General features: G+C 63.5%; 15 protein-coding genes. 12 read left to right on the top strand and 3 right to left on the bottom strand.

Features of this window, described 5'->3' with window-relative positions:
• Nucleotides 1-90: 90 nt before the first annotated feature.
• From FJ950_RS15000 to sbmA, 3 genes are all read left to right on the top strand, one after another.
• Nucleotides 91-309, top strand: coding sequence for a hypothetical protein (locus FJ950_RS15000; RefSeq protein ID WP_140617339.1), 219 nt, complete (start codon nucleotides 91-93; stop codon nucleotides 307-309).
• 78 nt (nucleotides 310-387) lie between these two features.
• The gene (locus FJ950_RS14995; RefSeq protein WP_140617338.1) at nucleotides 388-1,548 is read left to right on the top strand and encodes a YbfB/YjiJ family MFS transporter; all 1,161 of its coding nucleotides are present in this window, start codon (nucleotides 388-390) and stop codon (nucleotides 1,546-1,548) included.
• A gap of 113 nt (nucleotides 1,549-1,661) precedes the next feature.
• Complete coding sequence (gene sbmA, locus FJ950_RS14990; protein ID WP_015318863.1) at nucleotides 1,662-2,921, top strand: peptide antibiotic transporter SbmA; 1,260 nt, start codon at nucleotides 1,662-1,664, stop codon at nucleotides 2,919-2,921.
• A gap of 30 nt (nucleotides 2,922-2,951) precedes the next feature.
• Here the strand turns inward: sbmA and FJ950_RS14985 are convergent, their stop codons facing one another.
• Nucleotides 2,952-3,959, bottom strand: a complete 1,008-nt coding sequence (locus tag FJ950_RS14985; protein WP_140617337.1) for a polysaccharide deacetylase — start codon at nucleotides 3,957-3,959, stop codon at nucleotides 2,952-2,954.
• 259 nt (nucleotides 3,960-4,218) lie between these two features.
• Between FJ950_RS14985 and FJ950_RS14980 the strand changes: the two genes are divergently transcribed.
• Nucleotides 4,219-4,884 carry a tetratricopeptide repeat protein gene (locus FJ950_RS14980; RefSeq protein WP_140617336.1) on the top strand — a complete coding sequence of 222 codons (666 nt, stop codon included), beginning with the start codon at nucleotides 4,219-4,221 and terminating at the stop codon, nucleotides 4,882-4,884.
• Between the two features lie 61 nt (nucleotides 4,885-4,945).
• Complete coding sequence (gene der / locus FJ950_RS14975; RefSeq protein ID WP_140617335.1) at nucleotides 4,946-6,373, top strand: ribosome biogenesis GTPase Der; 1,428 nt, start codon at nucleotides 4,946-4,948, stop codon at nucleotides 6,371-6,373.
• Nucleotides 6,374-6,410: 37 nt separating this feature from the next.
• On the opposite strand, the gene FJ950_RS14970 is transcribed toward der, so the two are convergent.
• The gene (locus tag FJ950_RS14970; protein WP_140617334.1) at nucleotides 6,411-7,331 is read right to left on the bottom strand and encodes a LysR substrate-binding domain-containing protein; all 921 of its coding nucleotides are present in this window, start codon (nucleotides 7,329-7,331) and stop codon (nucleotides 6,411-6,413) included.
• Between the two features lie 116 nt (nucleotides 7,332-7,447).
• Between FJ950_RS14970 and FJ950_RS14965 the strand changes: the two genes are divergently transcribed.
• From FJ950_RS14965 to FJ950_RS14935, 7 genes are all read left to right on the top strand, one after another.
• Nucleotides 7,448-8,734, top strand: coding sequence for an MFS transporter (locus tag FJ950_RS14965; RefSeq protein WP_140617333.1), 1,287 nt, complete (start codon nucleotides 7,448-7,450; stop codon nucleotides 8,732-8,734).
• 144 nt (nucleotides 8,735-8,878) lie between these two features.
• Entirely contained in the window at nucleotides 8,879-10,060 is a 1,182-nt protein-coding gene (locus FJ950_RS14960) for a cell wall hydrolase (protein ID WP_140617332.1), read from the top strand.
• A gap of 257 nt (nucleotides 10,061-10,317) precedes the next feature.
• A complete protein-coding gene (locus FJ950_RS14955) occupies nucleotides 10,318-10,719 on the top strand; it encodes an AtpZ/AtpI family protein (protein WP_140617331.1) in 402 nt (133 codons plus the stop codon).
• A 56-nt stretch (nucleotides 10,720-10,775) separates the two neighbouring features.
• Complete coding sequence (locus FJ950_RS14950) at nucleotides 10,776-11,534, top strand: F0F1 ATP synthase subunit A (RefSeq protein ID WP_140617330.1); 759 nt, start codon at nucleotides 10,776-10,778, stop codon at nucleotides 11,532-11,534.
• A 66-nt stretch (nucleotides 11,535-11,600) separates the two neighbouring features.
• A complete protein-coding gene (locus FJ950_RS14945; protein WP_013896722.1) occupies nucleotides 11,601-11,825 on the top strand; it encodes a F0F1 ATP synthase subunit C in 225 nt (74 codons plus the stop codon).
• 62 nt (nucleotides 11,826-11,887) lie between these two features.
• Entirely contained in the window at nucleotides 11,888-12,487 is a 600-nt protein-coding gene (locus FJ950_RS14940) for a F0F1 ATP synthase subunit B (RefSeq protein ID WP_140617329.1), read from the top strand.
• A gap of 10 nt (nucleotides 12,488-12,497) precedes the next feature.
• Complete coding sequence (locus FJ950_RS14935) at nucleotides 12,498-12,989, top strand: F0F1 ATP synthase subunit B (protein WP_140617328.1); 492 nt, start codon at nucleotides 12,498-12,500, stop codon at nucleotides 12,987-12,989.
• A gap of 127 nt (nucleotides 12,990-13,116) precedes the next feature.
• Here FJ950_RS14935 and FJ950_RS14930 read toward each other — a convergent pair whose 3' ends face one another.
• The gene (locus FJ950_RS14930) at nucleotides 13,117-13,812 is read right to left on the bottom strand and encodes a ribonuclease HII (protein WP_140617327.1); all 696 of its coding nucleotides are present in this window, start codon (nucleotides 13,810-13,812) and stop codon (nucleotides 13,117-13,119) included.
• Between the last annotated feature and the right edge of the window lie 2 nt (nucleotides 13,813-13,814).

Here is a 13,814-nt window from a genome sequence, read left to right as displayed (position 1 = left end):
ATTTTCTAAACCGATCCGGCCGAAATCTCAATTGAAACGGATATCGAAACGGCAGACCTTATGGGTGGAAACAGGCCCATGGAGCCGGAAATGCTGAGCATGTTGCTGAAGGCCCTGGTCGCGGCCACTTCGCCGGATGACACGGACTGCGACTTCGATACGCTGAGTTGGCTGACCGATCCGCTTGCCCATCCCGCGCTGGGTGTAATGTCGGAGCGCGAACTCGGTGATGTGCCGTTCCGGTTGACGGCGCGCCGGACCGCGTATGAGGCCGTTTCACCGAGCGCCGGTTTCGGCGATCGCTGCTGAGCGCGCGATCGCGATCAGGGCACTGGCCCAACACGAGGCGGATTGTTTCACCCGCTCGCACATCTATTGTGCACTGCAATGACTTCGCCCCAATCGACAGCGCTGCGTTACGCCTTCGCCGGCATGATCGCCATGGCCGTCGCCATGGGCATCGGCCGCTTCGTCTACACGCCGATCCTGCCTGGCATGATGGAGGAACTGCATCTGTCGCCGGCCAATGCCGGCTGGATCGCCTCGGCGAATTATCTAGGCTATCTCGTTGGCGCGTTGGCGGCGGCGGGCAGCTGGGCACATGGACGCGAGCGTTTGCTGATGCTGGGCGCCCTCGGTGCCAGCGCCGTGCTGGCCGCCTCGATGGGGCTGACCGACGCTATGGCCGCCTTCGTCGCCATTCGTTTTCTGGCCGGTCTGGCGAGCGCTTTCGTCATGGTGTTCATGGCCAGCATCGTTTTCAGCCATATCGCGGCCGCCGGGCGCGGCGACCTGCAGGCCTGGCATTTCGGCGGCGTCGGCCTCGGCATAGCGATATCGGCGGCGATGATGACGGTGCTGGTCACCGAGCATGCCGGCTGGGCGCAGGGCTGGCTGTGGTCGGGGGCGATTTCGGCTGGCGGCTTCGTCGCCGTGGCGCTGCTGGTGAACCAGGGTCCGCTCATCAATGGCGAGGTCGGCCGTGAACCGGCGCTGCCGAAAGATCGGTCGCTGATGAAGGTGATCGTCGCCTATGGCCTGTTCGGTTTTGGCTATGTGGTGACGGCGACCTTCCTCGTGGCCATCGTGCGCCAAGGCGGCGGCAGCCGCGTCTTCGAGGCCATGGTGTGGATGGTTGCCGGCCTTGCCGGTTTCCCTTCGGTCTGGCTGTGGCAGAAGATAGCGGCGCGGATCGGGCTTTATGCCGCCTATGCCTTGGGATGCTTCGTCGAAGTTGTCGGCGTTACCGCGAGCGTCGCCACCGGCGGGCGCATGGGGCCGCTGCTTGGTGGCGTGCTGCTCGGCGGCACGTTCATTGCCATCACGGCACTTGGCCTGCAGGCCGCCAGGCAGCAGGCCCCAGCGTCGCCCCGGCGCATCTTTGCCCTGATGACCGCCTCCTTCGGTCTTGGCCAGATCATCGGCCCGATCGCCGCCGGACTTTTGGCGCAGGCATCGGGCGATTTCTTCCTCGCCTCGATCGTCGCCGCGGCCGTCCTGGTCGTCTCCGGCGCCGTCACATGGTCGGCTGCGCCAAAATCGCCATGATTTGTGGTCTTGCTCTGCACCGGCATCGGGCAGGCATTTTCTTTCCCCCTAATGTGTGACCTTATGCCGGCTCAAACCTGCTGATTTGCGCATCGATCGAGGAATTCGCCACAGTGTTCGTATCCTTCTTCCCGCAGCCGAAGCTGTTCTTCTCTTCGGCCGCCATCTGGAGCCTTGCGGCGATCCTGTTCTGGTTTTTCGGCGGGGAGCAATTGGGGGCGGTTTTCGGCATGCCGCCTGCTGCTCCCGGAGCGCCACCCATCATCGGCATCGCCATTCTCGTATCGAAGCCATTCCTCTGGTTTTATATCTACTTCACGCTTTGCGTGGCCATCTTCTACGCGTTCTGGAGTTGGTATTCGCCGCACCCATGGCAGCGCTGGTCGATCCTGATGACGGCGGTCATCCTGTTCTTCATCTATTTCAACGTGCAGGTCAGCGTCGCCGTCAACGCGTGGTACGGCCCGTTCTTCGACTATGTACAGGGGCTGATGTCGGGGACCGGAAAGTCGACGAACGCCGAGTTCTACACCGGATTGGCCGACTTCTCATGGCTGGCCCTGGTCGGCATGAACGTGCAGGTGGTCAACGCCTTTATCGTCAGCCATTGGATCTTCCGCTGGCGCACAGCCATGAACAACTACTTTATCGAGAACTGGAGCAGGCTGCGCCATATCGAGGGCGCTTCGCAGCGCATCCAGGAAGATACGATGCGGTTCTCGCAGATCATGGAGGATCTCGGTTCCAGCTTTGTCCAGTCGATCATGACCCTGATCGCCTTCCTGCCGGTGATGATCCAGTTGCAGGCCCACATCAGCGAACTGCCGATCATCGGCGCGATCCCGCAGCCATTGGTGGTCGCGGCACTTGCCTGGTGTCTGTTCGGCACGATCTCGGTGATGATTGCCGGCATGAAGCTTCCCGGCCTGCAGTTCCGAAACCAGCGCGTCGAAGCCGCTTACCGCAAGGAGCTGGTCTATGGCGAGGATCATGCGGACAGGGCGCAACCCGCCACCACCGCCGAGCTGTTCGCCAATGTCCGGCACAATTATTTCCGGCTCTATTTCCACTACATCTATTTCAACGTCGTCCGGTACACCTACCTTCAGGCCGACAACATTTTCTCGCTGCTGATCCTGGGCCCGTCGCTGGTCGCGCACAAGATAACGTTCGGCGCGCTGAATCAGATATCGAACGCGTTCGGCAAGGTGACGGGTTCGCTGCAGTTCCTGCTTACCTCATGGTCGACCATCGTCGAGCTGCAATCGGTGCACAAACGCCTGCGCGCCTTCGAGGCGACGCTGCAAGGCGAGCCGTTGCCCGATATCGACCAGCGCTATCTGGCAAGGCAGGGGGCCGGGGATCCGGCCTAGGGATGCTCTGACGAAACGCCGGTTGGCGGCTCAGCCGCCAGCCGGCGCCTGCTTCTGGCCGCCATCCTGCCGCGAGATGTAATCTCGAAAGCTGATGCACTCGACATCTGATTTGACGCAGACTTCGCCGGCAAAACGCTCCAGCGCATTCCAGTAGGCGCCGTCATTCATCAGCGTGAAGTGGAAGCCGAGTTCCAGCGGAAGGCGCTTGCCCCGATATTGCGCGTCGAAGGCGGCGCGAAACGCCTGATAGGTCCGGTCCGCGAACTCGCCGGCGTTGCTCGGCCGCTCGAAGCCGCCGGAATGGCGGACGTACAGATTGTAGTCCATGGCGATCACCGGCCGTGATTTCGGCCCTTCGGGAATCTGCGGCAGGGAAAAGCGGGTGACGCCGCCAACGGTCGGCGGCAGGGCAGGACCCATTGAAACGCCGCTGGCGTCGAACCGATAACCGGCTGTCGGGAGTGCCTCGTAAAGCGCTTTGCCAGTCGACAGATACGGCGCCCGGAAACCCGCCACCGCATGCCGCGCGAATTCCCGCCAGCCCTCGGGTTCGGGCGCAATGCCGTTGATCGCATAGGCGTTCTCAAAAATGTGCTCGAAAGAGGCGAACTCTTTCAGCCAGTCTGCCTTGCTCCAGTCCTTGCCGTCGAAATGACCGCAAGCGTGGCTGGCAATGTCGTGACCCTCATGGGCGGCGAGGCCGATCTGTTCCAGCCGCTCGGCCACGTCCTGCCTGGAGGCGGCAAAGCCGATGTTGGATTTGCCCGCCGTCTTGCCAGGCGCGGTGTATTGGCCGCGTGTCTCGGGCGACAGCAGGAAGACGCAGGACAGGAAATAGGTGAAATGCGCGCCGGTGCGCTGGGCCAGCGCCCGGCTGCGCTTCCACTGCGAGATGTCGCGCGCGCTGTCGAAGGAGATGATCACGATCTGCTTCGGCCTTGCCGGTGCTGGTGGCGCGGGCGGATCGGCCAGGGCCACGCCGGCGGTGGCGAGTGAGGCAAGCGAGAACAAAACAACGCGGGACAAACAAGGCATCGGCAAATTCACGGGCTCCGGGTGGTCGGCAAGCCGGCTATCGCGCAAATGTGGCGCCGGTGCGATTGGGTTTTCGTGGGTTTGCCCCCGGGGACAAACATTGGTTTGCCCGGGGGACAAACAGTTGTTTGCCGGGGACAAACATTTGTTTGCCCCGGGAATAGCCGATTTTCCGGCCGAACCCCTTCCATGCCGACAAAATTTCGCTAAAACGCGGGCTCATGAACCGCCCCGGCCCGGGGCAGGAATGGTTTGATTGATGTCCGACGACAGTTTTATTCGCGAAGTCAATGATGAGATGCGCCGCGAGCAGGCGCAGAAGCTGTGGGACCGTTTTGGCCCGGCCTTGCTTGTCATTGCGGTGCTTGTGGTGCTCGGCACCGCGGCCTTCGTCGGCTATCGCTATTGGGACGAGACGCGCGCCAATCGCTCCGGCGATGCCTTCTCGCAGGCGCTGAAGCTCGCCAATGACGGTAAGAACGATGACGCGCTGGCCGCGCTCGATCAGCTGGAAAAGGATGGCTACGGCGCCTATCCGCTGCTCGCCCGCATGCGCGCCGCGACCGTCAAGGCCAACAAGGGCGACGTCGCTGCCGCCGTCAAGGACTTCGACGATGTCGCCGCCGACACCGCCATTCCCCAGGGCCTGCGCGACATGGCGCGGCTGAGGGCGGCGTTCCTGCTCGTCGATCATGGCTCCTTCGCCGACGTTTCGAGCCGCGTCGAGGCGCTGACGTCGGACACCAACACGCTGCGCCACAGCGCGCGCGAGGCGCTTGGCCTTGCCGCCTGGAAGGAAGGCAAGACCCAGGACGCGCTGAAGCTGTTCGATCAGATCGCCTCGGATGACGGCGCCCCGCGCAACACGCGCGAGCGGGCGACCTTGATGTCCGAGTTGATCCGCGGGTCGGGCAGTGCATCGTGACCCCTTGCCCAAGGCGCGCAGCGGTTTGGGACCACGACATGCATGGAAGATGTAGGGTCGGATGACATTCAAAGTCGCCATCATCGGCAGACCTAACGTCGGCAAATCGACGCTTTTCAATCGGCTGGTGGGAAGAAAGCTGGCGCTCGTCGACGACACGCCGGGCGTCACCCGCGACCGCCGCGTCCACGCCGCCAAGCTTTACGATCTGCATTTCGATGTCATCGATACCGCGGGCTTCGAGGACGCCGGCGCTTCGACCTTGCCGGGCCGCATGCGCGCGCAGACCGAAATCGCCATCCGCGAGGCGGATCTGATCTTTTTCACCATCGACGCCAAGTCCGGCCTGCTGCCGGATGACAGGACCTTTGCCGAGATCGTGCGAAAATCCGGCAAGCCGGTCGTGCTGGTCGCCAACAAGGCCGAGGCGAAGGGCGCCCAGGGCGGCATGCTGGAGGCCTGGGAACTTGGCCTTGGCGAACCGATCCCGGTTTCTGCCGAGCACGGCCAGGGCATGCCCGACCTGCGCGACGCCGTGATCGAAGCCCTCGGCGAGGCGCGCGCCTTCGGTGAAGACGAGGATACAGACGAAGACGCCGCCGCCAGCGAGGTGCTGATCGGCGAGGACATCGCCGATCCGGACGCCGAGCCATCCTATGACGACACCAAGCCGATGCGCATCGCCGTCGTCGGCCGGCCGAACGCCGGCAAATCGACGCTGATCAACGCGCTGATCGGCGAGGAGCGGCTGCTGACCGGACCGGAAGCCGGCATCACCCGCGATTCCATTTCGGTCGACTGGGACTGGCGCGGACGCCGCATAAAACTGTTCGACACCGCCGGCATGCGCCGCAAGGCCAGGATCCACGAAAAGCTGGAAGTGATGTCGGTGCAGGATGGCCTGCGCGCCATCCGTTTCGCCGAGATCGTCATCATCGTACTCGACGCCACCATTCCCTTCGAGAAGCAGGACCTGCAGATCGCCGATCTGATCATCCGCGAGGGCCGGGCACCGGTGATTGCCTTCAACAAATGGGACCTGATCGACAACCCGCAGGAACTGTTGGCCGAACTGCGCGAGAAGACCGAGCGGCTGTTGCCGCAGGCGCGCGGCATCCAGGCCGTGCCGGTCTCGGCCGAGACCGGACGCGGCCTGGACAAGCTGATGGATGCGGTGTTGAGAACGCACAAGGTCTGGAACAGCCGTGTTTCGACCGGCAAGCTCAACCGCTGGCTTGAAGCCATCCTGACGCATCACCCGCCGCCCGCCGTCGCCGGACGCCGGCTGAAGGTCAAATACGTCACCCAGGCCAAGACCCGGCCGCCGGGCTTCGTGGTCCAGTGTTCACGGCCGGACGCGATGCCGCAAAGCTATGTCCGTTATCTCTCCAACAGCCTGCGCGAAGCCTTCGACATGCCGGGCGTGCCGATCCGCATCGCGCTGCGCACTTCGGACAATCCGTTCGCCGGCCGCGCGAAGAAGCGTTGACGATAGGGGCGGCGACCCCCTCCGCCGACAGCTGCGGCTAAGCGACTTTCAGCAGGTTCTCTTTCATTTCGGCGCCCTCGGGCAACGCTTCGAACGCCGATTGCAGCAGGATGCCGGCCAGCCGCGCCGCGACCGGATCGAGCTCGGCGTCCTTCTGATGCAGATGCAGCGCCATCTTCGGCAGCGGCGGCAGTCCTAGCATTCCGGGCGCGAGCGCCCGGACATTCGCGGGCAGGCCGATATCGGTGCGGATCGTCAGCCCGAGGCCCGCCGCCACCGCAGCCCATATGCCGCCAAGGCTGGGGCTGGAGAACGCCATCCGCCAGGGCCGCCCGGCACGATCCAGCGTCTCGGTCGCCACGGTGCGCAGCAGGCAAGGCGCCTCGAACACGACCAGCTGCAGCGCCTCGCCATCGTGGGGGCCCGCCTCCATCGGTTTCGACGGGCCGATCCAGCGCGCCTGCACGTCGGCGACATGCCGGCTATACGGCAGCGTCGTACCATCATGCCAGGCGAGCGCAATGTCGAGGTTGCCGGAGAGGACACGCTCGGCCAATTCGTGGCTACGTCCAATCCGTGCTTCGATCCGAACCTTAGGGTGGGCGCGAGCGAAGCGACCGAGCACTTCCGGCAACACGGCCTCGCCGAAATCCTCCTGCAGGCCGAGCCGCACCCAGCCCTCCAGTTCGATGTCGCGGATTGCCAGGGCGGCCTCGTCATTGAGCTCGATCAGGCGCCGCGCATAGCCGAGCATCGTCTCGCCGGCTTCGGTCAGTGACAGGCCGCGCCCCGCTTTGCGGAAGATCGGCGTATCGGCCTGCTCTTCCAGTTTCTTCAGCTGCGCGCTGACGGCGGAGGTCGAGCGGCCAAGCCGCTCAGCTGCCCTGGCAAAACTTCCCAGTTCCATGCCGGTGACGAAAGTCCTCAGCACGTCGAGATCGAAGGTGACGCGGCGCATAAGATCATCCCTATTTTCAGGATTATTGGTCAAAATCTTCCTGATTTTATGGATGAAGCTATGGCGCTATATACCTCCCGTCAAGGCCGCTCGGCCGGCGTCACGGGAATGTAATCATGTCTGCCACCGTCATTCGCAACGATTGCCAGCTATCCGGGCGAGGCATCGCCACGACCGCAGCCGGCCGGACCTTCGGCCCCAACCACCGCTGGAAGGTCCTGGGCATCGGGGTTGCCGCGAATGCCGGTTTCTCGGCCACTTTCTCCGGCATACCGGCAACGGCGGTCGTGCTTCGCCAAGGCTATCACTTGAGCAATGCCGAGCTTGGCCTGGCGCTCGGCCTTCTTGGCCTGGGGGTTGCGCTCAGTGAGTTGCCATGGGGCCTGCTCACCGACCGCTGGGGGGATCGCCGCGTGCTTCTGATCGGCCTCGGTGCAACGGCGGCCTGGCTGCTTGCGATGGCGATGCTCGTCGTGCCGACAAGCTCAAGCATTCCCGATGTCACGTTGCTGGCGGCAAGCCTGCTCGTCACGGGATTGCTCGGCGGCAGTGTCAATGGCTCGAGCGGCCGCGCAATCATGGCCTGGTTCCGGCAGAATGAGCGTGGTTTTGCCATGAGCATCCGGCAGACGGCGGTGCCGCTTGGTGGCGGCCTTGGCGCGCTCGTCCTGCCTTCGCTTGCCCTGGCTTTCGGTTTCGCCGCGGTGTTCGGGCTTCTGGCGGCGGCATCCGCTCTCTCCGCCCTGTTCGCCTGGCGTTGGCTGCACGAACCGCCGATGGCGGGCGACGCCGTCTCATCTGATGTGGCCGGACCGGCACCGTTGCGCAACATCGAGGTCTGGCGCATCTCGACCGCCATCGGCCTGCTCTGCTTTCCGCAGGTGGCGGTCCTCACTTTCGCGTCGGTGTTCCTGCACGACTTCGCCGGGCTTGGCACGATGGCGATCAGCGCCAGCCTCGCCGTTGTACAGCTCGGCGCCATGGTCATGCGCGTCTGGAGCGGCCGCTTTACCGACCGCCACGGCAACCGCCGTCAATTTCTTCGCTTGTGCAGTGCGCTGAGCGCACTGGCCTTCGTGGTGCTCTGGCTGCTGGTTCTGGCCGCTGCCACGATGCCTGCCAGCCAATCCTTCCTGATCGCTGTCCTGCCCCTGGTGCTTGTCGTTGCCGGCATCTCGGTCTCCGCCTGGCACGGCGTTGCCTATACCGAGCTTGCCACGCTTGCCGGTGCAGGCCATGTCGGAACCGCACTCAGCCTTGCCAACAGCTTTGTCTTCGTCGGCTTCTTCCTGGTTCCGGTGGCCATTCCAGGGCTGCTGCACCTCTGGTCATGGCCCGGCGTGTGGCTGTCGGCAGCCGCCTGCGCCCTGGTCGCCTGGCCGATCTTCCTGCGGCGGACCTGAGCCTTCCGCCGCAAAACCGCCCGACTTCGAACCCACGACCTCTAGCCGACCGAGAAAACCTGACCGACCTCGTTAACGTCCCATCAAGGTTAATGCATCATTTTGCTCTCCAGTGGGGTCAGTTGCGTTCCTGGAGAGAGTTCCGTGCATCGACGTGTCTTGAAGCGGCTGATGGCCGCCGCCGGTGAGAAACGCAGCCTTGTGTCTCCGTTCATCATTGGTCTCGGTATCTGGATCGGCTTTCCGACCGTCGCTGCCTACCAAGACATGACCAGCCTCGTTTCCGGCCTTGAATCGCCGACCACGCGCTGGAATTCCTATGTCGAGAAATCCGTCGCCGGTTCGGTCCACGCCGCCGAGATGCCGTTCGTCGATTCCGACATCGCCAGCTCGATCTCGGGTTCCGGTGTTCGCCTTCCCGGTGTCGGCGCCGTCTCGTTTCGCGGCAAGGGCGGCAAGGTCAGCGGGTCGCCCGACGAGGATCGCGTCGTGCGCGCCGACAAGAAGGGCCGCATCGTCCAGGTCTCTCCCGTGGCGCCACCGAAGAACTTCAATGCCGGCTCGATCTTCCAGCGGACCTCCTCGCTGATGCGGCCGAGCATGGACGGCGACCTGAAAATGGCCTTCGCCAAGCCGCGGATCAAAGGCAAGGAAATCCAGATCGCCGCGGCATTCCATGCGCGTGAGGACAAGAAGCCGGATCCCGGCGTGCCGGCCATGCTTGCGGCCCTGGTCAACAACGACCATCCCGATGTGCTGGCGACCGCCTATGCGCAATCCGCGCCGGACTATGCCAAGGCCTCGCCCTTTGAAGCCCTGCTTCAGGATGAAGAGCCCAACAGCGGCCGCTTCATTCCGCCGATGGCCAAGGGCGACCATTCGTGGATCCAGAATCCGCTTCCGGCCAGCGTCTTCTCCAAGCCGGAGCAGAAGTGCCTGGCCAACGGCATCTATTTCGAGGCCCGCGGCGAAGCAGTGCGCGGTCAGGCCGCCGTTGCCCAGGTGATCCTCAACCGGGTCCGCAATCCCGCCTATCCCAATTCGATCTGCGGCGTCGTCTACCAGAACGACAGCTGGTTCAACCGCTGCCAGTTCTCCTTCGCCTGCGACGGCAGGAAGAAGCGCATCGACAATCCGGTCGCCTACAAGACCGCTCAGGATGTCGGCATGGCCGTCACCGCTGGCAAGATCTTCATTCCGGAAGTGGGATCGTCGACCCACTACTATGCCAATTACGTCCATCCCGGCTGGGCCCGCACGATGCAGAAGATGACCAAGATCGGCCTGCATATCTTCTACCGGACCTATGGTGGTGGCTGGAGCTGAACGGTCCGCCGCCCGCCCGTCTTTTCGCACGGTCGCACGGTCGATCGGAGAGACATTGTCGGGGGGATTCGCGCGGCGCATCCCGCCGATCGCAAAGGGCACGATGTCGCACCTTTCTAACCGATTGATTTTACTAGCTAAAATACACAGCGCGGAACTTCCCTCCGTGGCTTGACGGGCGCAAACCCTCTAACTATGTTGCCGGCGACTTTAGAAGCGGACGGACGGTGACGGTCTGCCCGGGCAGGGGGGTTGCGATGGCCGAGAAAAACAGGCCAGACGGAACCGGAGAAACCGGCCGCGGCAAGCAGCATGACCCCGAAATCCGCGACGACGATCTTGAGCGACGTCGGCGTGAACTTGGAGCATCGCTTGCGACAAGGCTGCCGAACCGGCTCGAGGGGAAAGACGACGCGAAACCAGTGACCGGATACGGTCAGGCGATCAAGCTATCCAGCGAGTTTATCGCCGGGGTGGTGGTAGGCGCCGGCATCGGCTGGATCATCGACCGTATGGCGGGGACATCGCCGTGGGGTCTGATCATTTTCCTGCTGCTTGGTTTTGGCGCCGGCGTGCTCAATGTCATGCGTTCAGCTGGCGTTGTGGCGGAATTCGGACAGGGCGATAAGTCGCGTCCTGACCGAGACGACAGCAAATAGCCGCCCTGGCGCGGCAATGGTAATTTAGCCGTGCGCGGCATTGACGGGGTTTGAACGTGGCAGCTGACAAGGTCGATCCGATCCACCAGTTCCATATCATCAAGCTGGTTCCGATCGAGATCGGCGGCTATGATCTGTCCTTCACCAATTCCGCGCTGTTCATGGTCGCGACCGTGGTCATTGCCGCGGCCTTCCTGTACCTGACGACGTCGAGCCGCAGCCTGGTTCCCGGCCGGCTGCAGTCGGTCTCCGAAATGGCCTATGAATTCGTCGGCAACATGCTGCGCGATGCCGCCGGCACGCAGGGCATGAAATTCTTCCCCTTCGTGTTCTCGCTGTTCATGTTCGTGCTGGTCGCCAATCTGCTCGGCCTGTTCCCGTATTTCTTCACCATCACCAGCCACATCATCGTCACCTTCGGTTTGGCCATCATGGTGATTGGCACCGTGATCGTCTATGGATTCATGAAGCATGGCCTTGGCTTCCTGAAGCTGTTCGTGCCGAAGGGCGTGCCCCTCCTGATGATGGTGCTTGTCGTTCCGATCGAGGTGATTTCCTTCGTGTCGCGCCCGGTCAGCCTCTCGGTTCGTCTGTTCGCAAACATGCTCGCCGGCCACATCACGCTGAAGGTTTTTTCGGGATTTGTGGTCAGCCTCAGTGCGCTGGGTGCGCTCGGCATTGCGGGATCGATCCTGCCGCTGGCCATGGCGGTGGCGTTGACGGCGCTCGAATTGCTGGTGGCGCTGTTGCAGGCCTATGTCTTTGCGGTGCTGACCTGCATGTATCTCAACGACGCCCTCCATCCCTCGCACTAATCAGGTTTCCGGCACGACGCCGGATGGAATAGCAACGGAATTTTCAGATCCAAAGGAGTTGAACAAATGGACGCAGAAGCAGCAAAGTACATCGGCGCCGGCATCGCTTGCCTGGGCATGGGTGGCGCGGGCATTGGCCTGGGCAACATCTTCGGCAGCTACCTCTCGGGCGCGCTGCGCAATCCGTCGGCCGCCGACGGCCAGTTCGGCCGCCTGATTTTCGGCTTCGCCGTGACCGAAGCTCTGGGCATCTTCTCGCTTCTCATTGCGCTGCTGGCCCTGTTCGGCTGAGTACTGAGAAGATTGGACAGGCCGGCCGCGCAAGCGGCGGGCCTGATATCTGGGGATAGTCCATGTTCGTGACATCTGCCTTCGCGCAAGAGTCCGCGCCATCAGCCGACACCAGCCACGCTGCGACCGGAGGAGACACGCATTCCGGCACCAGCGTGCCTGCCGAAGCGCACGGCACGTTTCCGCCATTCAATCCGGAGACGTTTCCGTCGCAGCTTCTGTGGCTGGCGATCACGTTCGGGCTGTTCTACCTGTTCCTGAAGCGGGTCGTGATGCCGCGCGTCGGCGGCATCATCGATGTCCGCAACGACCGCATCAGCCAGGATCTCGACCAGGCGGCCAAGTTGAAGGGCGAGGCCGACGCCGCCGTTGCCGCTTACGAACAGGAACTGGCGGAAGCCAAGAAGAACGCGAACTCGATCGGCCAGCAGGCCAGCGATGCGGCGAAGGCGGAAGCCGACACCGCGCGCAAGAAGATCGAGGCCGCGCTCGATGAGAAGCTTGGCGAGGCCGAGGCACGCATTTCTTCCATCAAGGCCAATGCCATGAAGGAAGTCGGCAGCATCGCCGAGGATACCGCTTCGGCGATCGTCGAGGCACTCGTTGGCGGCAAGGCCAGCAAGGCCGAGATCGCGGCCGCGGTCAAATCCGTGGCCCGGTGAGGAGCGCATCATGGACGCTACATCTCTCGCAACGCTCTGGGCCACGATTGCCCTGACCATCTTCCTGGCCATCGCCATCTACATCAAGGTGCCCGGCATGATCGCCAAGGCGCTCGACGCCCGCGCCGCCAGGATCAGCAGTGAGCTCGACGAGGCCCGCAAGCTGCGCGACGAAGCCCAACAACTGCTCGGCCAATACAAGAAGAAGCGCAAGGAAGCCGAGCAGGAGGCCGCCGACATTGTAGCGGCCGCCAAGCGCGAGGCCGAACTGCTGGCCGCCGACGCCCACAAGAAGACCGAGGACTACGTCGCCAGGCGCACCGCGCTTGCCGAGCAGAAGATCGGACAAGCCGAGCGTGACGCGGTTGCCGAAGTGCGCGCCAGCGCCGTCGACATAGCCGTCGAGGCGGCACGCGCATTGCTCGCCGCCAAAGTTGACGCCAAGGCCGGAGCCGACCTGTTCAGGTCCGCGCTGCAGGATGTGAAGGCCAAGCTGAACTGAACGTTCTTCAGTCGCTGCCATGAAGCCGCCCCGGGCAACCTGGCGGCTTCTTTTTTGGGAGAAAGCGGCGCGTCAAGCGGCCAATCTCCGCCCTCGTGGGGAAGATGGAATTGCCACTGCCGTCGCCTTACTCCAGCCCGGCCAAGCTCTCTTCCTCAACCACTTCAGTCCCGCCCAGCCGGAACGGCGCAAACGAGGTGCGATGCAGCCGAGCCACTGGCCCATGCGCCTCGATCGCCGTGCGGTGCCGGACCGTGGCGTAGCCCATATGGACTTCGAAGCCGTAGCGGTCGTGATGGTTGCCGCAGCCGCGCATCATGCGGTCGCGCATGACCTTGGCGACGATCGAGGCTGCGGCGATCGATTGGGAGCGCTGGTCGCCCTTGATCAGCGCGCGCCCCTCGCAGGGCAATCCCGGCGGCACGTCGCGCCCATCCGCGAGCGCGAGCTTAGCCTGCACCGGCAGCCCGACCAGTGCGCGGCGCATCGCTTCGAGGCTCGCCTTGAGGATGTTGGTGCCATCGATGCCCTCGGCGCTGATCGACGCCATCGATACGCCGAGAGCGGAGCCGATGATGTGCAGGAACAGCGCTTCGCGCTGCAGGTGGCTAAGCCGCTTGGAATCGTCGAGACCCTCGGGAATATTGGCGGGGTCGAGCACCACTGCCGCCGCGACCACGGGACCCGCGAGCGGGCCGCGACCGGCTTCGTCCATCCCCGCGACCGGCCACAAACCATCGGCCATCGCCTTCGTCTCGAAGGAGAAATCGGGTTTCTCGACGATTTCGAAGAGAGGCGGAGAATCAGAACGCGCGCGAGCCATGT

It is taken from the genome of Mesorhizobium sp. B2-3-14 (assembly GCF_006442175.1).
Taxonomy (GTDB): domain Bacteria; phylum Pseudomonadota; class Alphaproteobacteria; order Rhizobiales; family Rhizobiaceae; genus Mesorhizobium; species Mesorhizobium australicum.
This window is presented reverse-complemented; position numbering and strand designations above follow the sequence as displayed.